The organism is Pseudomonas sp. 2hn, from assembly GCF_019646095.1.
Classification (GTDB): domain Bacteria; phylum Pseudomonadota; class Gammaproteobacteria; order Pseudomonadales; family Pseudomonadaceae; genus Aquipseudomonas; species Aquipseudomonas peradeniyensis.
On record NZ_CP081016.1, the window covers coordinates 5,125,922 to 5,150,193 of the forward strand.

The 24,272-nt window shown below is 64.1% G+C and carries 20 protein-coding genes; 13 read left to right on the forward strand and 7 right to left on the reverse strand.

Annotation, left to right across the window (positions count from 1 at the left end):
- The first annotated feature begins 1 nt into the window (after position 1).
- The 12 genes from K2O50_RS23170 to K2O50_RS23225 all read left to right on the forward strand — a co-directional run bounded on the left by K2O50_RS23170 (position 2) and on the right by K2O50_RS23225 (position 15,790).
- The gene (locus K2O50_RS23170; RefSeq protein ID WP_050706969.1) at positions 2 to 1,444 is read left to right on the forward strand and encodes a sigma-54 dependent transcriptional regulator; all 1,443 of its coding nucleotides are present in this window, start codon (positions 2 to 4) and stop codon (positions 1,442 to 1,444) included.
- A 762-nt stretch (positions 1,445 to 2,206) separates the two neighbouring features.
- Entirely contained in the window at positions 2,207 to 3,601 is a 1,395-nt protein-coding gene (locus K2O50_RS23175; protein WP_050706970.1) for a polynucleotide adenylyltransferase PcnB, read from the forward strand.
- Positions 3,602 to 3,603: 2 nt separating this feature from the next.
- Positions 3,604 to 4,083 carry a 2-amino-4-hydroxy-6-hydroxymethyldihydropteridine diphosphokinase gene (gene folK, locus K2O50_RS23180; protein WP_050706971.1) on the forward strand — a complete coding sequence of 160 codons (480 nt, stop codon included), beginning with the start codon at positions 3,604 to 3,606 and terminating at the stop codon, positions 4,081 to 4,083.
- Between the two features lie 250 nt (positions 4,084 to 4,333).
- Complete coding sequence (gene panB, locus K2O50_RS23185; protein WP_050706972.1) at positions 4,334 to 5,134, forward strand: 3-methyl-2-oxobutanoate hydroxymethyltransferase; 801 nt, start codon at positions 4,334 to 4,336, stop codon at positions 5,132 to 5,134.
- The gene (gene panC / locus K2O50_RS23190) at positions 5,131 to 5,994 is read left to right on the forward strand and encodes a pantoate--beta-alanine ligase (protein WP_050706973.1); all 864 of its coding nucleotides are present in this window, start codon (positions 5,131 to 5,133) and stop codon (positions 5,992 to 5,994) included. Before panB ends, panC begins: the two co-directional genes overlap by 4 nt.
- Positions 5,995 to 6,181: 187 nt before the next feature.
- Complete coding sequence (gene pgi / locus K2O50_RS23195; RefSeq protein WP_050706974.1) at positions 6,182 to 7,846, forward strand: glucose-6-phosphate isomerase; 1,665 nt, start codon at positions 6,182 to 6,184, stop codon at positions 7,844 to 7,846.
- 179 nt (positions 7,847 to 8,025) lie between these two features.
- Positions 8,026 to 9,960 carry an acetate--CoA ligase gene (gene acs, locus K2O50_RS23200; protein ID WP_050706975.1) on the forward strand — a complete coding sequence of 645 codons (1,935 nt, stop codon included), beginning with the start codon at positions 8,026 to 8,028 and terminating at the stop codon, positions 9,958 to 9,960.
- A gap of 76 nt (positions 9,961 to 10,036) precedes the next feature.
- Complete coding sequence (locus K2O50_RS23205; protein WP_050706976.1) at positions 10,037 to 10,339, forward strand: helix-turn-helix transcriptional regulator; 303 nt, start codon at positions 10,037 to 10,039, stop codon at positions 10,337 to 10,339.
- Between the two features lie 169 nt (positions 10,340 to 10,508).
- Positions 10,509 to 11,492, forward strand: a complete 984-nt coding sequence (locus K2O50_RS23210) for a zinc-dependent alcohol dehydrogenase family protein (RefSeq protein ID WP_050706977.1) — start codon at positions 10,509 to 10,511, stop codon at positions 11,490 to 11,492.
- Between the two features lie 27 nt (positions 11,493 to 11,519).
- A complete protein-coding gene (locus tag K2O50_RS23215; protein ID WP_050706978.1) occupies positions 11,520 to 11,873 on the forward strand; it encodes an antibiotic biosynthesis monooxygenase in 354 nt (117 codons plus the stop codon).
- A gap of 31 nt (positions 11,874 to 11,904) precedes the next feature.
- Complete coding sequence (locus K2O50_RS23220; RefSeq protein WP_050706979.1) at positions 11,905 to 12,774, forward strand: oxygenase MpaB family protein; 870 nt, start codon at positions 11,905 to 11,907, stop codon at positions 12,772 to 12,774.
- 79 nt (positions 12,775 to 12,853) lie between these two features.
- Positions 12,854 to 15,790: a DUF748 domain-containing protein gene (locus K2O50_RS23225; protein ID WP_050706980.1), complete on the forward strand. Its 2,937-nt coding sequence runs from the start codon at positions 12,854 to 12,856 to the stop codon at positions 15,788 to 15,790.
- Between the two features lie 69 nt (positions 15,791 to 15,859).
- Here the strand turns inward: K2O50_RS23225 and K2O50_RS23230 are convergent, their stop codons facing one another.
- Positions 15,860 to 16,273, reverse strand: a complete 414-nt coding sequence (locus tag K2O50_RS23230; RefSeq protein WP_010955354.1) for a VOC family protein — start codon at positions 16,271 to 16,273, stop codon at positions 15,860 to 15,862.
- A 61-nt stretch (positions 16,274 to 16,334) separates the two neighbouring features.
- Between K2O50_RS23230 and K2O50_RS23235 the strand changes: the two genes are divergently transcribed.
- Positions 16,335 to 16,637, forward strand: coding sequence for a putative quinol monooxygenase (locus K2O50_RS23235; protein WP_050706981.1), 303 nt, complete (start codon positions 16,335 to 16,337; stop codon positions 16,635 to 16,637).
- Positions 16,638 to 16,900: 263 nt separating this feature from the next.
- Here the strand turns inward: K2O50_RS23235 and K2O50_RS23240 are convergent, their stop codons facing one another.
- The 6 genes from K2O50_RS23240 to infB form a co-directional block, all read right to left on the reverse strand.
- A complete protein-coding gene (locus K2O50_RS23240; RefSeq protein ID WP_050706982.1) occupies positions 16,901 to 17,251 on the reverse strand; it encodes a BON domain-containing protein in 351 nt (116 codons plus the stop codon).
- Between the two features lie 259 nt (positions 17,252 to 17,510).
- The gene (gene pnp, locus K2O50_RS23245; RefSeq protein WP_050706983.1) at positions 17,511 to 19,616 is read right to left on the reverse strand and encodes a polyribonucleotide nucleotidyltransferase; all 2,106 of its coding nucleotides are present in this window, start codon (positions 19,614 to 19,616) and stop codon (positions 17,511 to 17,513) included.
- Positions 19,617 to 19,864: 248 nt separating this feature from the next.
- Positions 19,865 to 20,134 (reverse strand): 30S ribosomal protein S15, encoded by a 270-nt coding sequence (gene rpsO, locus K2O50_RS23250; protein ID WP_029613930.1) that lies wholly within the window; start codon positions 20,132 to 20,134, stop codon positions 19,865 to 19,867.
- Between the two features lie 149 nt (positions 20,135 to 20,283).
- Positions 20,284 to 21,201, reverse strand: a complete 918-nt coding sequence (truB, locus tag K2O50_RS23255; RefSeq protein WP_050706984.1) for a tRNA pseudouridine(55) synthase TruB — start codon at positions 21,199 to 21,201, stop codon at positions 20,284 to 20,286.
- Between the two features lie 3 nt (positions 21,202 to 21,204).
- Positions 21,205 to 21,603 carry a 30S ribosome-binding factor RbfA gene (rbfA, locus tag K2O50_RS23260; protein ID WP_050706985.1) on the reverse strand — a complete coding sequence of 133 codons (399 nt, stop codon included), beginning with the start codon at positions 21,601 to 21,603 and terminating at the stop codon, positions 21,205 to 21,207.
- 116 nt (positions 21,604 to 21,719) lie between these two features.
- Positions 21,720 to 24,260: a translation initiation factor IF-2 gene (infB, locus tag K2O50_RS23265; RefSeq protein ID WP_050706986.1), complete on the reverse strand. Its 2,541-nt coding sequence runs from the start codon at positions 24,258 to 24,260 to the stop codon at positions 21,720 to 21,722.
- Between the last annotated feature and the right edge of the window lie 12 nt (positions 24,261 to 24,272).

Sequence of the window (24,272 nt, forward strand, 5' to 3'; positions counted from 1 at the left end):
AATGCCGCACATTCTGATCGTCGAAGACGAAACCATCATCCGTTCGGCCCTGCGTCGCCTGCTCGAACGGAACCAGTACCAGGTCAGCGAAGCCGGCTCGGTGCAGGAAGCCCAGGAACGCTTCAGCATTGCCACCTTCGACCTGATCGTCAGCGACCTGCGCCTGCCGGGCGCCCCGGGCACCGAGCTGATCAAGCTTGGCCAGGGCACCCCGGTGCTGATCATGACCAGCTACGCCAGCCTGCGCTCGGCGGTGGACTCGATGAAGATGGGCGCGGTGGACTACATCGCCAAGCCCTTCGACCATGACGAGATGCTCCAGGCCGTGGCCCGTATCCTGCGCGACCGGCAGAACGCACCAGCGGCCGCACCAGCCGCCGAGCCACGCGCCGGCAACGGCAAGGCCGCCAGCGACAAGGCAGGTAGCGCGGCCGCCAACGGCGAGATCGGCATCATCGGTTCCTGCCCGCCCATGCAGGACATGTACGTCAAGATTCGCAAGGTCGCCCCGACCGACTCCAATGTACTGATCCAGGGCGAGTCGGGCACCGGCAAGGAGCTGGTCGCCCGCGCCCTGCACAACCTCTCGCGCCGGGCCAAGGCACCGATGATCTCGGTGAACTGCGCGGCGATCCCCGAGACCCTGATCGAATCGGAGCTGTTCGGCCACGAGAAGGGCGCGTTCACCGGTGCCAGCGCCGGGCGCGCGGGCCTGGTCGAGGCCGCCGACGGCGGCACCCTGTTCCTCGACGAGATCGGCGAACTGCCCCTGGAAGCCCAGGCCCGCCTGCTGCGCGTGCTGCAGGAAGGCGAGATCCGCCGGGTCGGTTCGGTGCAGTCGCAGAAGGTCGACGTGCGCCTGATCGCCGCGACCCACCGCGACCTGAAGAACCTGGCCAAGGCCGGGCAGTTCCGCGAAGACCTGTACTACCGCCTGCACGTGATCGCCCTGAAGCTGCCGGCCCTGCGCGAGCGCGGCAGCGACGTCAACGAGATCGCCAATGCCTTCCTCGCCCGCCAGAGCGCGCGCATCGGCCGCGACGACCTGCACTTCTCCCACGAAGCCGAGCAGGCCATCCGTCACTACAGCTGGCCGGGCAACGTGCGCGAACTGGAGAACGCCGTGGAGCGCGCGGTGATTCTCAGCGAGAGCGCGGAGATTTCCGCCGACCTGCTGGGTATCGACATCGAGCTGAGCGACCTGGAAGACGACGACGTGCTGGACAACCTGCCGACCCTGGCCGGCGCCAACAGCGCCAGCCACGAGCCGACCGAGGACCTGTCGCTGGAGGACTACTTCCAGCATTTCGTCCTCGAGCACCAGGACCACATGACCGAGACCGAGCTGGCGCGCAAGCTGGGCGTCAGCCGCAAATGCCTGTGGGAACGCCGCCAGCGCCTGGGTATCCCGCGACGCAAGAGCAACGCCACCAGCGACAATTGATTCAACGCCGACAGCTCGCGGGGAAAGCCCGCTCCCACGCACCAGGCAAGGGTGGCGTGGGAGCGGGCTTTCCCCGCGATGCGTTTGCGCGGTAACACATCAGTTCCCGCAAAAATCTGTTACCCACCCTGTCAGCCGTAACATCCCCCGAGGCGTAAGGTAACGAAATTTCTACATTTGCCCCGCCCCAAAACCTGCCTGAACCGCTGAAACCCCCGATTTCATTGGGTTTTCAAAAGTTGGCACGGCACCTGCTATATGTCTGGTACAAGAACAATAACAAGCACTGCAACTCAGAATAAGAACAAGACGAAACGGCTCACGCACAATAAGAACAAGACGGCGGAGGCGCAGCTAACTGATTCTTTTGGAGAGGCGTTGTGTTTGGGGCTTGCCCCACGATCAGGCAGAGAACAACAAAAACTGCACTCAAAAGCAGCACCTGAACTGATTGGATCGACAGATCAGCATCAACTCGGCGACCAAAGCAATCCGTTTGCTCTTTACCCCCGGTTTGGGGGTCGTCCACAAGCTTCGAGATTTGTGGACAGGGCATTCAACAAAAACAAGAAGCCCGGCAAAAAAACAATAAGAGCACGCAACGACTTTGATGGGGAGCTTCGGCTCCCCATGTCGTTTCTCCCTTTCGCATCGCCCTTGCCACACCGCCTACACCATTCCCCCAGTAAATGCTAGAATCCCCGCCCATCATGCGGCCATTCTCCTATCCTTGGCCGATCATTCCTTCAAACAGTGCATCCCATGCTGAAGAAGCTGTTCCAGTCGTTCCGCCCGCCCGTTCGTGGCCAGCACCACAGGCGCACCACGCCTGAAGTGATCAACAAGAGCCAGCACTCGCTGCAGCGCAGCCAGTTCAGCCGCCATGCCGTGGGCATCGTCGAGCGCCTGCAGGCAGCCGGTTACCAGGCCTACCTGGTCGGTGGCTGCGTGCGTGACCTGCTGCTGGGCATCACGCCCAAGGACTTCGACGTCGCCACCAGCGCCACCCCCGAGCAGGTCCGCGCGGAGTTCCGCAACGCCCGCATCATCGGCCGGCGTTTCAAGCTGGTGCACGTGCATTTCGGCCGTGACATCATCGAGGTCGCCACCTTCCGTGCCCCGCACTCGGATGAAGACCAGTCCGATAGCCACCGCTCGTCGCACAATGCCAGTGGCCGCATCCTGCGCGACAACGTGTACGGCACCCTGGAAGAAGACGCGCAACGCCGCGACTTTACCATCAACGCCCTGTACTACGACCCGGTCAGCGAGCGCATCCTCGACTACGCCAACGGTGTCCACGACATCCGTAACCGCCTGCTGCGCCTGATCGGCGACCCGACGCACCGCTACCAGGAAGACCCGGTACGCATGCTGCGCGCCGTGCGCTTCGCCGCCAAGCTGGACTTCGGCATCGAGAAACACACCGTGCAGCCGATCCGCGAGCTAGCGCCCATGCTGCGTGACATCCCGCCGGCGCGCCTGTTCGAGGAGAGCCTCAAGCTGTTCCTCAACGGCCAGGGCGCGATCACCTTCGAGATGCTGGTCGACCTGCAACTGTTCGAGCCACTGTTCCCGGCCAGCAGCCAGGCCCTGGAAGAGCGCCCGACCTACACCCACACCCTGATCAGCCAGGCCTTGAGCAACACCGACCTGCGCGTCAAGCAGGGCAAGCCAGTGACCCCGGCGTTCCTCTTCGCCGCCCTGCTCTGGCCGGCCCTGCCGGGCCGTGCGCTGTACCTGCAGAGCCAAGGCGTGCCGCCGATCCCGGCCATGAACGGCGCGGCCCACGACCTGATCGCCGAACAGTGCGCCCGCATTGCCATCCCCAAGCGCTTCACCCTGCCGATCCGCGAGATCTGGGACATGCAGGAGCGCCTGCCACGGCGCAGCGGCAAGCGTGCCGACATGCTGCTGGACAACCCGCGCTTCCGCGCCGGCTACGACTTCCTGCTGCTGCGTGAAAGCGCCGGCGAGGAAACCGACGGCCTGGGCGAGTGGTGGACCGACTACCAGGACGCCAACGACAGTCAGCGCCGCGACATGATCCGCGAGCTCGGCAGCCGCGACGACGGCGCCGGCGGTACTGCCGGCCCACGCAAGCGCAAGCGCAGCGGCGGCAAACGCAAGCGCGATGACGAGCAGGCCTGGGACTGAGCATGAACACCCGTGCGTTCATCGGCCTGGGCAGCAACCTGGATGAGCCCGCCGAGCAGCTGCGCAGCGCCCTGCAGGCGCTGGACCTGATCGCCGACACCCGCCTGGCGGCGGCCTCGGCGCTCTACACCAGCGACTCGCTGCTGCCCGGCCAGCCGCGCTACACCAATGCCGTGGCGGCCATCGACACGGCCTTGGCTCCGCTGGACCTGCTCGACGCGCTGCAAGCCATCGAGAACGACCAGGGCCGCGTGCGTCAGGAGCGCTGGGGCCCACGCACCCTCGACCTCGACGTGCTGCTGTTCGGTGACCAGGTCATCGACGTGCCGCGCTTGCAGGTGCCGCACTACCACATGCACGCCCGCCCCTTCGTGCTCTACCCGCTCGCCGAGCTGGTGCCCGCCGAATTCCGCCTCGCCGATGGCCGCGCCCTGGCGCAGCTGCTCGAAGATTGTCCGTTCGTCGGCCTGGAACGCCTGTAATTCGGGCGTTTCCGACGGCGGTAACGCCAGTAACACCGGTGCCGTAACAATGCGGTAACACGGCTGGTTGACTTCCCCCACCTCGCTCACGACTATAGGCGTCCCGCGGCGCCACTCTGCCGCAATCACCCATTTAGGCTCGGACGGACCTGTGCCCGAACATCACAGACGATGATGTGCCGCTCCGGAAGATGAATACACGCGTTGTACGCAGTTGTTGTTCACAGCGCCTGAACGAGGATTCCCCTACATGCCTGAAGTAACCCTGACCACCCTGCACGGCCTGAAGGCCAAGGGTGAGAAAATCACCATGCTGACCTGCTACGACGCGACCTTCGCCAAGGCCGCCAGCCAGGCCGGCGTGGAAGTCCTGCTGGTGGGCGACTCCCTGGGGATGGTCCTGCAGGGCCATGACAGCACCCTGCCCGTCACCAACCGCGACATGGCCTACCACACCGCCTGCGTCAAACGCGGCAATGATGGCGCGCTGATCCTCGCCGACCTGCCGTTCATGGCCCACGCCACCCCCGAGCAGGCCTTCGCCAACGCCGCCGAACTGATGCGCGCCGGCGCCCACATGCTCAAGATCGAAGGCGCCGCCTGGCTCGGCGAGACCATCCGCCTGCTGGCCGAGCGCGGCGTGCCGGTGTGCGCGCACATGGGCCTGACCCCGCAGACAGTCAACGTGCTGGGCGGCTACAAGGTCCAGGGCCGCCAGGAAGCCCAGGCCCGCCAGATGCGCGCCGACGCCATCGCCCTGGAGCAGGCCGGCGCGGCCATGCTGCTGCTCGAATGCGTGCCCAGCGAGCTGGCGGCGGAGATTACCCAGGCGGTGAGCATTCCGGTGATCGGCATCGGCGCCGGCAGCGCCACCGATGGCCAGGTACTGGTCCTGCATGACATGCTCGGGCTGTCGCTCAGCGGCCGCGTGCCGAAGTTCGTGAAGAACTTCATGGCCGGCCAGCCGGACATCCAGAGTGCCCTGGCCGCCTATGTCCGTGCGGTCAAGGACGTCAGCTTCCCTGGCAGCGAGCATGGGTTCAGCGCATGAATACCGTCAAGACCGTCCGTGAACTGCGTGCCGCCGTGGCCCGCGCCCGTGGCGAGGGCAAGCGCATCGCCTTCGTGCCGACCATGGGCAACCTGCACAGCGGCCATGCCGCGCTGGTGACCAAGGCCGCCCAGCGCGCCGACTTCGTGGTCGCCAGCATCTTCGTCAACCCGCTGCAGTTCGGCGCTGGCGAAGACCTGGACAAGTACCCCCGCACCCTAGTCGCCGACCAGGAAACACTGCTCCAGGCAGGCTGTCACCTGCTTTTCGCCCCCACCGTCGAGGAGATGTACCCCGACGGCATGGCGGTGCAGACCCGGGTGAGCGTGCCGCAGCTGTCAGAAGGCCTGTGCGGCGCCAGCCGCCCCGGGCACTTCGAAGGCGTGGCGACGGTGGTCAGCAAGCTGTTCAACATGGTCCAGCCAGACCTTGCCGTGTTCGGCGAAAAGGACTTCCAGCAACTGGCGGTGATCCGCGCCATGGTGCGCGACCTGAACATGCCGATCCAGATCATCGGCGAGCCGACCGTGCGCGCCGAGGACGGCCTGGCGCTGTCGTCGCGCAATGGCTACCTGACGCCGGAGCAACGTGCCACCGCCCCGGTGCTGTACCGCACCCTGAGCGGCATCGCCGACGCCCTGCGCCGTGGCCAACGCGACTTCGCGGCGCTGATCGCCGAAGGCCAGGCGCAACTGGAAGCGGCAGGCCTGCGCAAGGACTACCTGGAAGTGCGCCATGCCCTGACCCTGCGTCCGGCGATGATCGACGACCGTGACCTGGTGGTGATCGCGGCGGCGTACCTGGGCAACACCCGGCTGATCGACAACATCTACCTGCACCTGGAAGAGCAGACCGCCTGAGATCCCTGCGTGGGCGCGGCGAACTGCCGCCCCACGCACGCCAGGTATCAGGCCGGTGACAATTTTAATCCACACCGTTCGCCTCCCCCCATTCCCGCCTTGGCGCCAATGCCTATAATGTCCAGCTTGCAACCGGCAACGAATGCCGCTGTCCAAGCCTGACCATGCACCAAGGAAACCACCCGCAATGGCGTATTACCGTACCCCCCACGATGTGACGGCGCTGCCCGCCTGGCAGGCGCTTCAGCAACACCGCGACGCCATGCAGGGCTTCAGCATGCGCGAAGCCTTCGCCGCCGACGGCAAGCGCTTCGAGCAGTTCTCCTTGAGCAGCTGCGGCCTGTTCCTCGACTACTCGAAGAACCTGATCACCGAGCAGACCCGTGACCTGCTGGTGAACCTGGCCAAGGACGTCGACCTGGAAGCGGCCATCAAGTCGATGTTCAGCGGCGAGATCATCAACGCCTCCGAAGGCCGCCCGGTGCTGCACACCGCCCTGCGCCGCCCGGTCGGCGACAAGCTCAGCGTGAACGGCGTCAACGTGATGCCGGAAGTGCACAAGGTGCTGAACCAGATCACCGAGCTGGTCGGCCGCATCCACGACGGCCTGTGGCGCGGCTACAGCGAAAAACCGATCACCGACGTGGTCAATATCGGCATCGGCGGCTCGTTCCTCGGCCCCGAGCTGGTCTCCGAGGCGCTGCTGCCCTACGCCCAGCGCGGCGTGCGCTGCCACTACCTGGCGAACATCGACGGCAGCGAGTTCCACGAGCTGTCGGCCAACCTGCGCGCCGAGACCACCCTGTTCATCGTCTCGTCGAAGTCGTTCAACACCCTGGAAACCCTGAAGAACGCCCAGGCCGCGCGCACCTGGTACCTGGCCCAGGGCGGTTCGGAAGCCGAGCTGTACCGCCACTTCATCGCCGTGTCGAGCAACAAGGCCGCGGCCGTGGCCTTCGGCATCCGCGAAGAGAACATCTTCCCGATGTGGGACTGGGTCGGCGGGCGCTACTCGCTGTGGTCGGCCATCGGCCTGCCGATCGCCCTGGCCATCGGCACCGCCAACTTCAAGGAACTGCTGTCCGGCGCCTACACCATGGACCAGCACTTCCAGACCGCGCCGTTCGAGAAGAACATGCCGGTGCTGCTGGCCCTGCTGGGCGTGTGGTACGGCAACTTCTGGGGCGCCCAGGCCCATGCGATCCTGCCGTACGACCACTACCTGCGCAACATCACCAAGCACCTGCAGCAGCTGGACATGGAATCCAACGGCAAGAGCGTGCTGCAGGACGGCACCCCGGTGAAGACCGACACCGGCCCGGTGATCTGGGGTGGCGTCGGCTGCAACGGCCAGCACGCCTACCACCAGTTGCTGCACCAGGGCACCCAGCTGATCCCGGCCGACTTCATCGTCCCGGTGGTGAGCTTCAACCCGGTGGCGGACCACCATCAGTGGCTGTACGCCAACTGCCTGTCGCAGAGCCAGGCGCTGATGCTCGGCAAGACCCGCGAGGAAGCCGAGACCGAGCTGCGCGCCAAGGGCCTGAACGAGGCCGATATCGCCAAGCTGGCGCCGCACAAGGTGATCCCGGGCAACCGTCCGAGCAACACCCTCGTAGTCGAGCGCATCAGCCCGCGCCGTCTTGGCGCGCTGGTGGCGATGTATGAGCACAAGGTGTTCGTGCAGAGCGTGGTCTGGGGCATCAACGCCTTCGACCAGTGGGGCGTGGAGCTGGGCAAGGAACTGGGCAAGGGTGTCTACCAGCGCCTGGTCGGCAGCCTGGAAGACAGCGCCGAGGATGGCTCCACCCAGGGCCTGATCAACTACTTCCGCGGCCGTCATCGCGGCTGATCCACTTCCTGCACCGGCCTCTTCGCGGGTAAACCCGCTCCCACAGGTTCAGTGAAAACCCTGTGGGAGCGGGTTAACCCGCGAAGAGGCCGACACAGGCTGAACATCTCATCCAGCTACACTGTCCATCGAATAGCCGTTGCAGTCCCTCGCCCCTAACAAGAGCAGGACCACCCGCCATGTTCGATATCCGCGACTATCCCCAGGCCCTGGCCGTAAGCCAGTCCGCCCCCCTCAGCGACGACGACTACCGCCGCCTCTACCGCCAGTCGGTGGATGATCCCGACACCTTCTGGGCCGAACAGGCCAGGCGCCTGGACTGGATCAAGCCCTGGTCGAGCGTGCAGCAATGCGATCTGAACACCGGCAGCGCCCGCTGGTTCGACGGCGCCCAGCTCAACGTCAGCCATAACTGCATCGATCGCCACCTGGCCCAGCGTGGCGAGCAGACCGCACTGCTCTGGGAAGGCGACGACCCCGCGGACAGCAAGGCCATCAGCTACCGCGAACTGCACCGCCAGGTCTGCCGTCTGGCCAACGCCCTGAAAGCCCGTGGCGTGAAGAAAGGCGACCGGGTATGCATCTACATGCCGATGATCCCCGAGGCCGCCTACGCCATGCTCGCCTGCACGCGCATCGGCGCCATCCACTCGGTGGTGTTCGGCGGCTTCTCTCCCGACGCCCTGCGCGACCGCATCCTCGACGCCGACTGCCGTACCGTGATCACCGCCGACGAAGGCGTACGTGGCGGCAAGCGCGTTCCGCTCAAGCAGAACGTCGACAAGGCCCTCGCCAGCTGCCCGGCGGTGAGCAGCGTATTCGTGATCAAGCGTACCGGCGCTGAGGTGGCCTGGAGCGACGATCGCGACCTCTGGTACCACGAGGTGACGGAAAAGGCCGCTGACGAGTGCCCGGTTGAACCGATGAACGCCGAGGATCCGCTGTTCATCCTCTACACCTCGGGCAGTACCGGCAAACCCAAGGGCGTGCTGCACACCACCGCCGGCTACCTGCTGCAGGCAACCATGACCTTCAAGACCGTGTTCGACTACCGTGACGGCGAGGTGTTCTGGTGCACCGCCGACGTCGGCTGGGTCACCGGCCACAGTTATATCGTCTACGGCCCGCTGGCCAACGGCGCGATCTCGCTGATGTTCGAGGGCGTGCCCAACTACCCCGACACCTCGCGCTTCTGGCAGGTGGTCGACAAGCATCGGGTGAACATCTTCTACACCGCGCCCACCGCCCTGCGCGCGCTGATGCGCGAAGGCCCCGGCCCCTTGCAAAGTACCTCGCGCCAGAGCCTGCGCCTGCTCGGCAGCGTCGGCGAACCGATCAACCCGGAAGCCTGGGAATGGTACTTCGAGGCCGTCGGGCAGAAGCGCTGCCCCATCGTCGACACCTGGTGGCAGACCGAGACCGGCGGCATCATGCTCACCCCCCTCCCCGGCACGCCACGGCTCAAGCCGGGCTGCGCCACCCAGCCGATGTTCGGCGTGCAACCGGTACTGCTGGACGACAAAGGCAAGCTGATCGAAGGCCCCGGCGCCGGACTGCTGGCGATCAAGGCCAGCTGGCCCGGGCAGATCCGTAGCGTCTACGGCGACCACCAACGCATGGTCGACACCTACTTCAAGCCGATGCCCGGCTACTACTTCACCGGCGACGGCGCCCGCCGCGACGCCGATGGCGACTACTGGATCACCGGGCGCATCGACGATGTGATCAATGTCTCCGGCCACCGTATCGGCACCGCCGAGGTGGAGAGCGCCCTGGTGCTGCACGACAGCGTCGCCGAGGCCGCCGTGGTCGGCTACCCCCACGACCTCAAGGGCCAAGGGGTATATGCCTTCGTCACCCCCATGAACGGCGTCGTGCCGGACGACGCGCTCAAAGCCGAACTGCTGGCCCTGGTCAGCAAGGAGATCGGCAGCTTCGCCAAGCCTGAACTGATCCAGTGGGCTCCTGCCCTGCCCAAGACCCGCTCGGGCAAGATCATGCGGCGCATCCTGCGCAAGATCGCCTGCAACGAACTGGACAACCTGGGCGACACCTCGACCCTCGCCGACCCGAGCGTGGTCCAGGGCCTGATCGACAAACGCCTGAACCAATAGGCCTCTTCGCAGGACGGCCTTTGCCGGCCGTTCTGCGGTGAATTGACATATCGGTAAATGCCGATATTATCGCGTCATGGAACTGCTCGACGTATTCAAGGCACTCTCGAACCGCACACGCCTCGAGATCCTCAAAGGCCTGAAAGACCCGGTGAAACACTTTCCTCCACAGGACGAAGGTGACGTTCACACCGTGGGTGTCTGTGTGAGCAGTATCCAGGAAGGCGTGGGGCTGTCGCAGTCGACGGTGTCCGACTATCTGGCCACCCTGCAGCGCGCAGGCCTGGTCGAGGTCCGCCGCATTGGCCAGTGGACCTACTACAAGCGCAACGAAGCGGCCATCAGCGCGCTCGCCGAGCTGATCGGGAGCGAACTGTAGGGTTTGCTTTTATTCTTGCATATCGGTATTTCCCGATATCCCGTTTTACGGATGCCAAGGAGTCATCACCGAGGTGCCTGCCAGGCGCCCAGAAACTGAAAGACAGCTTGATTTCATTTAACGCATCGATATTTCCCGATATCCCTTTTTATCGAAGCGAGGAAACACCATGAAAGCGTTGATACTGGATGACTTCGGCGGCCCGGATGCGTTCGTCTATCGCGACATCGCCAAACCGGTGCCCGAGGCCGGGCAGGTACTGGTCCGAGTGCATGCCACCTCCGTCAACCCGCTGGACTACCAGGTGCGCCGCGGCGACTATCCCGACCTGGTGCCGCTGCCGGCCATTACCGGGCACGACGTCTCCGGCGTCGTCGAAGCCGTCGGGCCTGGGGTGACGGCGTTCAGCCCCGGTGACGAGGTGTGGTACACCCCGCAGATCTTCGAGGGCGCTGGCAGCTATGCCGAATACCACGTCGCCGCCGAAGGCATCGTCGGCCGGAAGCCGCCGTCGCTGAGCCATCTCGAGGCGGCAAGCCTGAGCCTGGTCGGCGGCACGGCCTGGGAGGCGCTGGTGGTCCGCGCGGCGCTCAGGGTGGGCGAGCGCATCCTGGTGCATGGCGGTGCCGGCGGCGTCGGTCATGTGGCGATCCAGCTGGCCAAGGCCATGGGCGCCAGGGTCTTCACCACGGTGCGCGAAGCGAATGCCGAATTCGTGCGGCGCATGGGCGCCGATGTGGTCATCGACTACGAGCGCCAGGACTATGTCGACGTCATCCTCAAGGAAACTGCAGGCCAGGGCGTCGATGTGGTGTTTGACACCATCGGCGGCGATGCCCTGTCTCGCAGCCCGGACGCCCTGGCCCAGTTGGGACGCGTGGTGTCGATCGTGGATATCGCGCAACCGCAGAACCTCATCCAGGCCTGGGGCAAGAACGCGAGCTATCACTTCGTCTTCACCCGGCAGCAGCGCGGCAAGCTCGATGAGCTGAGCGCACTGGTCGAGCGCGGACAACTGCGGCCACATGTGGGCGCCGTCTATCCCCTGGCCGACGTTGCGCTCGCCCATGCCCGGCTGCAAAGCCCCAACAATGGCCTGCAAGGAAAGATCGCCATTGCGGTCGTGCCTGCAGCCGCCCCAGCCAGCGTTTGACGCCCCCATCATCCAACGAGAACCGCCATGATCTACGAAATCGCCATACTTCCCATCCAACCGGCACATCTCGACAGCTTCAGGCACGCCTTCGCCGAAGTCGCCCCTCTGCTCAGCCGGGCCGATGGGCACATCAGCCACCTGCTCGCGCAAGGGATCGAAGCACCCCATCAATTCAACCTGATCGTGCAGTGGCAATCCCTCGAGGATCACACGCCTGGCTTCGAGGCCAGTGAAGACCACCAGGTCTTCATGGCCCACCTGTCGCCGTATTTTTCCGAGGAGCCCACGGTTTATCATGTCCAGGGTGGCGCGTTCGAGACGCTCCCCACCTCAGGCCCGGCTGATGACCGGCTGAACGATAAACGCCTCAATTCATAGACGGCCGCCATGGCGGCCAGCACAGGTCGCCATGGAAGTCCTACGTCGTCGCATCGAAACCCAGGTCATGAGCCTTACCGGGCTGGCCCTCGGCCAGCTCGACCTGGAATCGCCCAAGGGTGACCCCGGCCTGTTCGGCCCACAGAGCATCAGCTGGCAGGTGCATGGCGACTTCCCCAGCATGCTGGTGGGCGGTATCAGCGCATTGATGCTGCAACTGCTGCACCCGCTGGCACTGGCCGGGGTCTGGGACCATTCGAACTTCCGCCAGGATCTGCTCGGACGCCTGCGCCGTACCAGCCAGTTCATCTCCGGCACCACCTTCGGCTCGACCCGTGACGCCGAGTGGCTGATCGACAAGGTCCGCACCATCCACCTCAAGGTCACCGGCACCGCGCCCGATGGCCGTCCCTATGCGGCCAGCGACCCCGACCTGCTGACCTGGGTGCATGTGGTCGAAGTCAGCAGTTTCCTCGCCGCCCACCTGCGTTATCGCAATCCCCGTCTGCCACGCGCCGAGCAGGACGCCTACTACGACGAGATTGCGCTGATCGCCGAGCGTCTCGGCGCACGCGACGTGCCACGTTCCTGCGCCGAGGTCGACGACTACCTGCACCGCATGCGCCCGCAACTGCAGTGCGACGCGCGCAGCCTGGAGGTGGTGGACATCCTGCTCAAGGCCCCGGCGCCTAGCCGGATGGCCGAGCCGGTGGGCAAGCTGATGCTCAAGGCCGGCATCGACCTGCTGCCCGAATGGGCCAGCGAAATGCTCGGCCTGCAACTGGGCGCGGTCGAGCGGCGCATGATCCGCCTGGGCCTGAACAACACCGCCCCGGTGCTGCGCTGGGCCATGCGAAACGGTTCGGCGCACCGCGCACGGCGGCGCATGGGCATCGAATGAGGTATTTTGCCCCGTTCATCGGAACCGATTTAACGTGCCATACTCCAAGCACTCCAGCCTGATACAGACGAAGCGACACATGCCCAAAGGATTGACCCGCGCTCTCGGCGCACTGCTGGCCCTCGTGGCCCTGTACGGCCTGCTCGGCTTTTTCATTCTCCCCGGTGTCGCCCTGCGCATCGCCAACCAGCAGCTGGCGCAATACGCCACGGTGCCGGCGCACCTGCAGCGCATCGAGCTCAACCCGTTCAGCCTCGAGCTGACCCTCTGGGGCCTGCAGATCGGCGAACCCGGCAAGGAGCAGGTCGGCTTCGAACGCCTGTACGCCAACCTCGCCCTCGACAGCCTGTGGACCAAGGCCCTGCGCCTGGACGCCGTGGAGCTGGACAAGCCGCGTACCGAGCTGCTGTTCGCCAAGGACGGCAGCCTCAACCTGGCGCAGCTGTTCAAGCTCCCGCCCAGCGAGCCCAAGCCGGAAGAGCCGCCCAGTGACCCATTCCCGCTGCGCATCGCCAGCATCAAGCTCAGCGAGGGCTACCTGCACTTCCAGGACCTGCGCCCGAGCGAACCGATCGAGTTCCTCTACGACTCGATGAACCTGGAGCTGAAGAACCTCAGCACCCTGCCCGACGACAACGCCGACATGACCCTGGTGGCCAACGGTCCGGCCGGTGGGCGCATCGACTGGAGCGGCACCCTGAGCCTGGCGCCGATCGCCTCCGAAGGCACCCTCAAGGTCACCGACGGCAAGATGAAGCTGTTCTGGCCTTATGTGCGCGACGCCGTGCCGCTGGTGCTGGAAGACGGCATGGTCAGCCTCGACACCCACTACAAACTCAACCTCGCCAAGGAAACCGAGCTGCTGCTCGACAACACCTCGGTTCGGGTCGCGCCCTTCGCCATCAAGGCCCCGGACGGGCGCCCGCTGGCCCGCCTGGCCAGCCTGGAAGTCAGCGAGACCTCCATCGACCTGGCCAAACAGCTGGTCACCGTCGGCAAGATCCGCAGTGAGAAGCTGGAGACCTGGGCGGCCCTGGAGAAGGACGGCCAGCTCGACTGGCAGAAGCTGTTCGCCAGCCAGCCGGCCAAGGCCACGCCGAAGGAAAAGGCCGAGCCCGCAGCCGCCGAACCGACCCCGGAACAACAGGCCGCCAAGGAACCGAGCAAGCCCTGGCAGGTCCTGCTCAAGGACGTGCAGGCACGCAATTACCTGGTTCACCTGGCCGACCGTAGCCAGAAGGAGCCCGTGGCCCTGGATGTCGGCCCGCTCAACCTCGACCTGCAGAACTTCGACAGCCTCAACCAGTCGCCCTTCACCCTCAAACTCGACACCGGCGTGGGCAAGCAAGGCAAGCTGCAGGCCGCGGGCCAGGTCAACCTGGCACCGGTCACGGCGAAACTCGACGTCGCCACCCGCGACATCGACCTGCGCGTCGCCCAGGCCTACATCAGCCCGTTCATCCGCCTGGAACTGCGCAGCGGCATGCTCTCCAGCGACCTCAAGGTCGACCTCAAGAGCACCGAGCCACTGGCCTTCAGCATCACCGGCAAGGCCCAGGCCAACCAGCTGCACACCTTGGACACCATCAAGAACCGCGACTTCGTCAAATGGCAGCAGGTCAACGTCGATGGCCTGTCCTACGTGCACGGCGATGCCCTGTCGATCGACAAGGTCACCCTGCTGCAACCTTATGCGCGCTTCATCATCAACGAAGACCGCACCACCAACGTCGACGACCTGCTGATCCCGCAACCCGCGGACAAGCCTGCTGCGGCGCCGAGCAAACCGGCGGCGTCCGACAGTGGCAAGGAACTGGGCATTCGTATCGGCCAGATCAGTATCAACGATGGTTCGGCCAACTTCGCCGACCTGACCCTTACGCCGAACTTCGCCACCGCCGTGCAGCAGCTCAATGGCCAGATCGGCACCATCGACAACCGCAAGCCGTCGCCGGCCAAGGTGGATATCAAGGGCAAGGTGGACCGCTACGCGCCGGTCACCATCAAAGGCGCGCTCAACCCGTTCAACCCGCTGGCCAGCCTGGACATCGCCACCAGCTTCAAGCGTGTCGAGCTGACCACCCTCACCCCCTACTCCGGCAAGTTCGCGGGCATGCGCATCCGCAAGGGTCGGCTGAACCTCGACCTGCACTACCTGATCACCAACGGCCAGCTCAAGGCCGAGAACAAGGTGGTGATCGAACAATTGCAACTGGGCGAGAAAGTCGACAGCCCGGACGCCGTGGACCTGCCGATCCGCCTGGCGGTCGCACTGCTCAAGGACACCGAAGGCAGGATCTCCATCGAACTGCCGGTGTCGGGCGACCTAAACAACCCGCAGTTCAGCGTGATGCCGATCGTCTGGCAGACCCTGCGCAACCTGGTGTTGCGCGCGGCCCAGGCGCCGTTCAAGCTGCTCGGCGGGCTGGTTTCGGGCGGCGGCGCGGAAGACCTGGGCAACGTCTCGTTCGCGGCAGGCTCCAGCGACCTGACCCCTGACGTGCAGACGTCCCTGGACAAGCTCGCCTCGGCTCTCAAGGAACGTCCCGAGCTGCGCCTGGAGATCGAGGGTACCGCCGCCCAGAGCAGCGACGGACCGCTGATCGCCCAGCAGCGCCTGGAGCGCGAGTACCAGGCCACCTGGTACAAGATCCTCCAGCGCCGCGGCGACAAGGTGCCGGCCAACGCCTCGTTGCTGGTGGTAGATGACAGCGACAAGCCGGCGATGCTCGAAGGTATCTACCGCAACCGCCTGAAGCAGCAGCCGCCGGCCGAATGGGAGAAGTTGGGCCGTGACGAGCGCACCACCAAGCTGCGCGAGGCGGTGATCAAGTCCTGGGCGGAAAGCACCGCGCTGCTGCGCACCCTCGGCCAGGAACGCGCCAGCAGCATCAAGGACTACCTGGTGGACAAGGGCCAGCTGGAAGATGACCGGGTGTACTTCATCGACACCAATCTTGGCCAGGCTGAAAGCGATGGGCGGGTGGTGACGCCGATGCACCTGGATGCCGAGTAGCCCTTCACGACCGAGTCGCCTTCATCGCCGCCAACCCGGCGATGAAGGCAGGACCGGCAATCGATGCCATCAGACCAGCCGCTGCCCCGACACCGCCGGGTGATACAGCGGCTGCACCTTGTTCCCCGCAGGGTCCAGCAGATGGAAGCTGCGCGCTCCATCGCCATGATTGAAGGGGCGATCCAGCAGCGTCACGCCGTGGGCCTTGAAGTACTGGTACCAGGCTTCCAGCTCTTCCACGCTGTCGACGATGAAGCCGTAGTGATCCAGGGTCTGCAAACCATTGGCCGCCCCTGCACCACGCCCCAGCGACAGGTTGTCGTTGCCGCAGGTGAGGTAGACCAGGTCTTCATTGGCGCGGTTCAGCACTTCCATGCCCAGCACATCCACGTAGAAGCGCTCGCACTCCTCCAGGTTGGGGACCAGCAAGGCGATATGACGCAGACCATTCAGGCGACCTGGACGGGCAGGTAGTTCGGACATGAGCGCGACTCCTTTTTTTGTATACAATTCAAAATAGAATTTAAAACAAAAGGAGCTTTCTGTGTACTGCCTGTTTATCAAGACACGTGTGAAATCCGGTACCGCCGAGGCATTCCTGGCGGCGATCCAGGCCAATGCCGCCGCTTCAGTGGCTACCGAGCCGGGCTGCCTGGTGTTCGATGTGGCCCAGGATCGGGAGAATCCAGATGTGATCTACCTGTACGAGATCTACCAGGATGACGCTGCATATGAGGCCCATACCCAGACCGCGCATTTCCGGGACAGCAGGCCGCTGGTGGAACCGTTGATCGTGGAGCAGGTGTGCTACGAGAGTGATGTCATCGCACGTAATCCAGCGCTATAGCGCCCCGTGTAGGAGCGCCCTTGCGTCGCGAAAGGGCCGCAGAGCGGCCCCGGCGATCTTTGCATCAATACTGAGAACCTGGGGCCGCTACGCAGCCCTTTCGCGACGCAAGGCCGCTCCTACAGGGGGACAGTTCCCTGCGCGACAGCGCAGCCCGACGCGCTGGGCGATCTCCTACAGGGAAGCGCAAGCACAAGCCCCGGCAAATGCCGGGGCTTGTGCTTGAAGGGGTGGCCAAGTCCTTTTGGCCGACGGGACATTCCTTATTCGGACTTCAGGCCATCAGCCGAGACGGCCTGAACACCCTTGATCTTCTTGGCGATGGCGACCGCCATGTCCTTCTGCGCGTCGGTAATGGCCACATCCGAGGACAGGGACACTACACCTTTGTTGGTTTCGACCTTGATGTCACTGCCTGGCACGCCTTTCTCGGTCATCAGGTCAGCCTTCACCTTGGTGGTGATCCAGGTGTCGGAAGTAGCTTCCTTGGCTTTGGTCACCTCACCGGCCGCCAGCGTCATCGGGGCCTGGGTGGACTGGGCAGCGAACGCCGCGTTAGCCATGGTCAGGGTCAGAGCGGTGGCAGTAGCGGCAGCAATGGCGAACTTCTTCATGTGGGTCACTCCTGTTTTTCGAAAGGTCTGCGCCGTGGATCCTGGCGTCAGGTAGGAGTGATGTTGCAGGGCGTGTGCCAGCTTTTTGATTTTAATTTTTATCTTATAAATCAATTAGTTAATAACTAACCACTACATGGCTGGTCGTGCATTTTGCAAGCCCGGGCAAAATCCTGCATGCAAGATGCAAGTCCGCAAGACAAAACCACAGGCATAAAAAAAGGACCCCGAAGGGTCCTTCCTTTCAGCCTGTGATGGCTTAGACGCCCGATGCCTTGGCAGCGGCAACGTCCTTGATCGACAGCTTGATACGGCCGCGGTTGTCCACGTCCAGTACCAGTACTTCGACTTCCTGGCCTTCCTTCAGTACGTCGGTGACTTTCTCGACGCGAGCATCGCTCAGCATGGAGATGTGCACCAGGCCGTCCTTGCCCGGCAGGATGTTGACGAAGGCGCCGAAGTCGACGATGCGCTCGACCTTGCCGACGTAGATCTTGCCGATCTCGGCCTCGGCGGTGATGCCCAGGATGCGCTGTTTGGCAGCGTCCGCGGCTTCCTTGGTCTCGCCGAAGATCTTGATCGAGCCGTCGTCTTCGATGTCGATCGAAGCCTTGGTCTCTTCGCAGATGGCGCGGATGGTGGCGCCACCCTTGCCGATGACGTCACGGATCTTGTCGGTGTCGATCTTCATCGCGATCATGGTCGGGGCGTTGGCCGACAGCTCGGTACGCGACTCGCCGATGATCTGGTTCATCTGGCCGAGGATGTTCAGGCGCGCTTCCAGGGCCTGGCCCAGGGCGATTTCCATGATCTCTTCGGTGATGCCGTTGATCTTGATGTCCATCTGCAGCGCGGTGACGCCCTTGGCGGTACCGGCTACCTTGAAGTCCATGTCGCCCAGGTGGTCTTCGTCACCCAGGATGTCGGTCAGGACGGCGAACTTGTCACCTTCCTTGACCAGACCCATGGCGATACCGGCAACCGGCGCTTTCATCGGCACGCCGGCATCCATCAGGGCCAGCGAGGCGCCGCAGACCGAAGCCATGGAGCTGGAACCGTTGGACTCGGTGATTTCCGACACCACGCGGATGGTGTACGGGAACACGTCGGCGGCCGGCAGCATGGCCTGGACCGAACGACGGGCCAGACGGCCGTGGCCGATTTCACGACGACCGGCACCGCCCATGCGGCCACACTCGCCCACCGAGAACGGCGGGAAGTTGTAGTGCAGCATGAAGGGATCTTTCTTCTCGCCTTCGAGGGTGTCCAGCAGCTGGGCGTCACGGGCAGTACCCAGGGTCGCGACGACCAGGGCCTGGGTTTCGCCGCGGGTGAAAAGCGCCGAACCGTGGGTCTTCGGCAGGACGCCGACTTCGATGTTCAGCGGACGCACGGTCTTGGTGTCGCGACCGTCGATACGCGGCTTGCCGTTGACGATGTTTTCGCGAACGGTGCGGTATTCGATTTCGCCGAAGATGTCTTTGACTTCGCCGGCCGAAGGCTGGCCTTCTTCACCGGAGAACTTGGCGACCGCCTGGTCGCGCAGCTCGCCCAGGCGGGCATAGCGGTCGGCCTTGACGGTGATGGTGTAGCCCTGGGAAACGGCTTCGCCGAATTCAGCGCGGATGGCGTTGAACAGCTCGGTGTTGGCAACGGCAGGTTTCCAGTCCCAGGTCGGCTTGGCAGCTTCGGCAGCCAGCTCTTTGACCGCCTTGATCACGGCCTGGAATTCATCGTGGGCGAACAGCACGGCGCCCAGCATCTGGTCTTCGGTCAGCTCCTGGGCTTCCGATTCAACCATCAGGACGGCGTCGGAGGTACCGGCAACGACCATGTCCAGGCTCGAGGCAGCCAGTTGCTCGTAGGTCGGGTTCAGCAGGTAGCCGGTGCTTTCGTGGAAGGCAACGCGGGCGGCGCCGATCGGGCCTTCGAACGGAATGCCGGAGATGGCCAGGGCGGCCGAGGTACCGATCATCGCGGCGATGTCCGGATCGGTCTTCTTGCTGGTGGAAACCACGGTGCAGACGACCTGGACTTCATTCATGAAGCCTTCAGGGAACAGCGGGCGGATCGGGCGGTCGATCAGGCGCGAGGTCAGGGTTTCCTTCTCGGAAGGACGGCCTTCACGCTTGAAGAAACCACCAGGGATCTTGCCGGCGGCGTAGGTCTTTTCCTGGTAGTGCACGGACAGCGGGAAGAAGCCCTTGCCCGGATCAGCCTGCTTGGCACCGACCACGGTCACCAGCACGGTGACATCGTTGTCGACGGTGACCAGCACGGCGCCGGTGGCCTGACGGGCAATGCGGCCCGTTTCGAGGGTTACGGTCGATTGACCGAACTGGAATTTCTTGATTACCGGGTTCACGGTTTCCTACCTTCTTCAGTGGCTCTTGGGGGAACTGGTTCTTGCGAATTCTTGGGCAGAACGGGGAATCGGCCCCATTGACCGTCCAGATACAACACGAGGCTGGGAGCCTGGCGCCGGGCGGATGAACCGCACGACGGACCAGGCTGCCAACCTCGCAGATCGCGTGGCGTGTCCAACGCCAGGGTTGCCAGGCAACCCTGCCGATGCATGCGACACGCCATGCAACACCACTGGCCAGGCCGCTATTAGCGACGCAGACCCAGGCGACCGATCAGGGCGCTGTAACGGGTGGTGTCTTTGCCCTTCAGGTAGTCCAGCAGCTTACGACGCTGGTTGACCATACGGATCAGACCACGACGGGAGTGGTGGTCTTTTTCGTTGGCCTTGAAGTGGCCTTGCAGCTTGTTGATGTTGGCGGTCAGCAGAGCAACCTGCACTTCCGGGCTACCGGTATCGCCGGCGGCTTGCTGGTAATCGGCAACGATCTGAGCTTTTTCTTCGACGCTGAGGGCCATTTGGCTTCTCCTGATAAACGGATCCCGCGAACGGTCTCCAATAGGCCAGGGACAAGTCCCCGTATTAATAAGAAGAGGTGTGACCGTGCCTAATAACAGCCACCCTCGTATCCACCGGTTTCAGCCGAAGCCCCTGCCGGTGGTTCCGGTCATTCCGACCGAATCAGTCGACGCGGCGCGATGCGCCCGTCTTCGCTCACTTCACCGATACCGATGAAGCGGCCATTGTGATCCTGTACCCGGACCATGCCGAACTGCGGCGCGTCCGGCGCGCGTACCGCCTGGCCATGCAGCCAGTAGAACGCGCTGTGCTCGGACAACTGCACCAGCGGCCAGTCCTGCAGCCCGCTGTCGGACGGCATGAGGAAGCGATCGAGCGCTTCATTGCCACCCTCTGCGTGGGCCTGTTCGAGTTCCTCGAGCGTCACGGTCTGTGCCAGCTCGAAGGGGCCCGCCTGGGTACGGCGCAGTTCAGCGACGTAGGCACCACAGCCCAGCGCCTCACCGATATCCTCCACCAGGGTGCGGATATAGGTGCCTTTGCTGCATCCAACCGACAGGCGCGCACGGGTGCCTTCGCACTCGAGCAACTCCAAGCGGCCAATAGTAACAGAACGCGCCTCGCGCTCCACTACCTCTCCTGCACGTGCCAGCTTGTACAGTGGCTGACCATCGCGCTTGAGGGCCGAGTACATCGGCGGCACCTGGAGGATTTCACCCTTGAAACGCGGGATCACGGCCTCGATGTCGGCGCGACCAACGGTCACTTCGCGGGTCTGCAGGACTTCGCCTTCGGCGTCCGCGGTGCTGGTGGTCTGCCCCATCTGCATGACCGTCTCGTAGCCCTTGTCGGAATCGAGCAGGTACTGCGAGAACTTGGTCGCCTCGCCGAAGCACAGCGGCAGCACGCCGGTAGCCAGCGGGTCGAGGCTGCCGGTGTGGCCGGCCTTTTCCGCGTTGAGCAACCAGCGAACCTTCTGCAGCGCCGCGTTGGAGGTGAATCCCAGCGGCTTGTCGAGGAGGATGATGCCGCTGACGTTGCGGCGGATACGTTTGACCTGGGCCACCGCTTACTCCTTGGCGTCCAGCTCGTCGGCATCCTTGTGCAGGCGGTCTTCGGCCACCGCACGTTCGATCAGTGCCGACAGGTGGACACCACGGCTGACGCTCTCATCGAAGTGGAAGTGCAACTGCGGCACGCTGCGCAGCTGCATGACGCGGCCCAGATGCAGGCGCAGGAAGCTCGCGGCACTGGTCAGCGCCTTGAGGGTCTGCGGCACGGCGTCGGTCCCGTCCTGGCCCATCACGGTGATGAACACCTTGGCATGGCCCAGGTCACGGCTGACGTCGACGGCGGTGATGGTCACCAGACCGACACGCGGGTCTTTGACTTCACGGCGGATCAGCTCTGCCAGCTCACGCTGCATCTGATCACCGATACGTTGGGTACGGCTGTATTCTTTTGCCATTCTTGCTACCTGTAACGTAAAGCGGCAAACGCCCGGTCAGGCTGAAGCCTGACCGGGCGCTACCTTGTGAGGCGCCGCCAGCCGCCTTGCGACGGGGCCTGCGCCATGCTCGCCCCTTACAGGGTACGAGCCACCTGGACTTTCTCGAAGACTTCGATCTTGTCGCCGACCTTGACGTCGTTGTAGCTCTTGACGCCAATACCACACTCCATGCCGTTACGCACTTCGGAGGCATCGTCCTTGAAGCGACGCAGCGATTCCAGTTCGCCTTCGAAGATCACCACGTCATCGCGCAGTACGCGGATCGGACGGTTGCGGTACACGGTACCTTCGATGACCATACAGCCAGCGATGGCGCCGAACTTCGGCGAGCGGAACACATCGCGGACTTCGGCGACACCCAGGATGTTCTCGCGAACATCGCTGCCGAGCATGCCGGTCAGGGCCTTCTTGACGTCTTCGATGATGTCGTAGATCACGTTGTAGTAACGCATATCCAGACCTTCCTGCTCGACGATCTTGCGCGCACCGGCATCGGCACGCACGTTGAAGCCGAACAGCACCGCGTTCGAGGCCAGTGCCAGGTTGGCGTCGCTCTCGGTGATACCACCGACGCCGCCACCAATGACGCGTACCTGAACTTCGTCGTTGCCCAGGCTGCCGAGCGAACCCTGCAGCGCTTCGAGGGAACCACGCACATCGGTCTTGAGGACGATGTTGAGGGTCTTCTTCTCTTCCTGACCCATGGTCTCGAAGATGTTTTCCAGCTTGCCGGCGTGAGCACGGGCCAGCTTGACCTCGCGGAACTTGCCTTGACGGAACAGCGCAACTTCACGCGCTTTCTTCTCGTCAGCAACCACCGACATCTCTTCGCCAGCGTCCGGCGTACCGTCCAGGCCAAGGATCTCGACCGGGATCGACGGGCCGGCTTCCTTCACAGGCTTGCCGTTCTCGTCGAGCATGGCGCGCACGCGGCCATAGTTGGAGCCGACCAGGACCATGTCGCCCTGACGCAGGGTACCGTCCTGAACCAGGATGGTGGCCACCGGGCCACGGCCCTTGTCCAGGCGCGACTCGACCACGACACCACGACCAGGAGCGGTCGGAGTGGCCTTGAGTTCGAGGATCTCGGCCTGCAGCAGGACAGCTTCGAGCAGTTCGTCGACGCCGGTACCCATCTTCGCCGAAACCTTGACGAACGGCGTGTCACCACCCCAGTCCTCGGAGGTCACGCCTTCGACCGACAGCTCGTTACGGATGCGATCGAGGTCGGCACCCGGCTTGTCGATCTTGTTCACGGCGACAACCAGCGGAACGCCAGCCGCTTTCGCGTGCTGAACGGCTTCGCGGGTCTGCGGCATCACGCCGTCGTCCGCCGCCACCACCAGGATGACGATGTCGGTCGCCTTGGCACCACGGGCACGCATCTGGGTAAACGCAGCGTGGCCCGGGGTGTCGAGGAAGGTGACCATGCCACGGTCGGTTTCGACGTGGTAGGCACCGATGTGCTGGGTAATACCACCGGCTTCGCCAGCGGCCACCTTGGCACGACGGATGTAGTCGAGCAGCGAGGTCTTGCCGTGGTCGACGTGGCCCATGACGGTCACGACCGGAGCACGCGAGGTGGTCTCACCTTCGAACTTCAGCGATTCGGCCAGGGAGTCTTCCAGGGCAGTGTCGCTGACCAGGGTGACCTTGTGGCCCAGCTCTTCGGCAACCAGCTGAGCGGTTTCCTGGTCAAGCACCTGGTTGATGGTGACCGGGGTGCCCAGCTTGAACATGAACTTGACGACTTCAGCGGCCTTGACCGACATCTGTTGCGCCAGTTCCGAGACGGTAATGGTCTCGCCGATGGTCACGTCACGAATGACCGGACCGGTCGGGCTCTGGAAGCCGTGCGCATTGCGCTTCTTGCCCTTGCCCTTGCCACCGCGGCCACGACGGAAGCCATCGCTTTCTTCGTCGGTGGTGCGAGGTGCAGCGCGCGGAGTCGGAGCCTTTTCCTTCTCCTTGACCTTGACCTTGACCGACATGCGCGGCGCTTCGCCACGACCGGCCGCAGCCTGGCCACCACCGCGACGATCGTCATCACGGGTACGGCTTTCGTTGCGACGGGTCTCGTCTTTCTTGCGCTCGGCGGCACGGGCGGCGGCGTCTTCGGACACCGGCGCGTTGGCCACTACCGGGGCAGCAACCGGGGCAGGCTCGGCCTTCGGCGCTGGCGCGGCGGCCGGGGCCTCGGCAGCCTGACGGCGTGCCTGCTCCTCGTTGCGCTGGCGAACTTCGGCTTCAACCTTTTCGCGGGCGGCATTTTCAGCGGCGCGGCGTTCTTCCTGCTCACGCTTCTGCTCAGCCTGGATCTCTTCCGGGCTGCGCTGCACGAATACTTTCTTCTTGCGTACTTCTACGCTGATGCTCTTGCTACCGGCGACACGCAGAGTGCTGGTGGTCTTGCGCTGCAAGGTGATCTTGCGCGGCTCTTCCGCCTTGCTCTTGTGGCTGCTCTTCAAATGAGTCAGCAGGGTCTGCTTCTCATTGTCGGTCACTACCTGACCGGCGTCGGTGTGCGGCAGACCTGCCTCACGCATCTGCTGCAGCAGGCGCTCTACCGGTGCCTCGACCTCTTGGGCCAGTTCTTTCACCGTGACTTGCGTCATGCACTTCTCTCC

Excerpts from the sequence above, each read along its gene's own strand:
- K2O50_RS23170 (WP_050706969.1), top strand. The coding sequence starts at position 2 with ATGCCGCACATTCTGATCGTCGAAGACGAAACCATCATCCGTTCGGCC.
- K2O50_RS23175 (WP_050706970.1), top strand. The coding sequence starts at position 2,207 with ATGCTGAAGAAGCTGTTCCAGTCGTTCCGCCCGCCCGTTCGTGGCCAG.
- folK (WP_050706971.1), top strand. The coding sequence starts at position 3,604 with ATGAACACCCGTGCGTTCATCGGCCTGGGCAGCAACCTGGATGAGCCC.
- panB (WP_050706972.1), top strand. The coding sequence starts at position 4,334 with ATGCCTGAAGTAACCCTGACCACCCTGCACGGCCTGAAGGCCAAGGGT.
- panC (WP_050706973.1), top strand. The coding sequence starts at position 5,131 with ATGAATACCGTCAAGACCGTCCGTGAACTGCGTGCCGCCGTGGCCCGC.
- pgi (WP_050706974.1), top strand. The coding sequence starts at position 6,182 with ATGGCGTATTACCGTACCCCCCACGATGTGACGGCGCTGCCCGCCTGG.
- acs (WP_050706975.1), top strand. The coding sequence starts at position 8,026 with ATGTTCGATATCCGCGACTATCCCCAGGCCCTGGCCGTAAGCCAGTCC.
- K2O50_RS23205 (WP_050706976.1), top strand. The coding sequence starts at position 10,037 with ATGGAACTGCTCGACGTATTCAAGGCACTCTCGAACCGCACACGCCTC.
- K2O50_RS23210 (WP_050706977.1), top strand. The coding sequence starts at position 10,509 with ATGAAAGCGTTGATACTGGATGACTTCGGCGGCCCGGATGCGTTCGTC.
- K2O50_RS23215 (WP_050706978.1), top strand. The coding sequence starts at position 11,520 with ATGATCTACGAAATCGCCATACTTCCCATCCAACCGGCACATCTCGAC.
- K2O50_RS23220 (WP_050706979.1), top strand. The coding sequence starts at position 11,905 with ATGGAAGTCCTACGTCGTCGCATCGAAACCCAGGTCATGAGCCTTACC.
- K2O50_RS23225 (WP_050706980.1), top strand. The coding sequence starts at position 12,854 with ATGCCCAAAGGATTGACCCGCGCTCTCGGCGCACTGCTGGCCCTCGTG.
- K2O50_RS23230 (WP_010955354.1), bottom strand. The coding sequence starts at position 16,273 with ATGTCCGAACTACCTGCCCGTCCAGGTCGCCTGAATGGTCTGCGTCAT.
- K2O50_RS23240 (WP_050706982.1), bottom strand. The coding sequence starts at position 17,251 with ATGAAGAAGTTCGCCATTGCTGCCGCTACTGCCACCGCTCTGACCCTG.
- rpsO (WP_029613930.1), bottom strand. The coding sequence starts at position 20,134 with ATGGCCCTCAGCGTCGAAGAAAAAGCTCAGATCGTTGCCGATTACCAG.
- rbfA (WP_050706985.1), bottom strand. The coding sequence starts at position 21,603 with ATGGCAAAAGAATACAGCCGTACCCAACGTATCGGTGATCAGATGCAG.
- infB (WP_050706986.1), bottom strand. The coding sequence starts at position 24,260 with ATGACGCAAGTCACGGTGAAAGAACTGGCCCAAGAGGTCGAGGCACCG.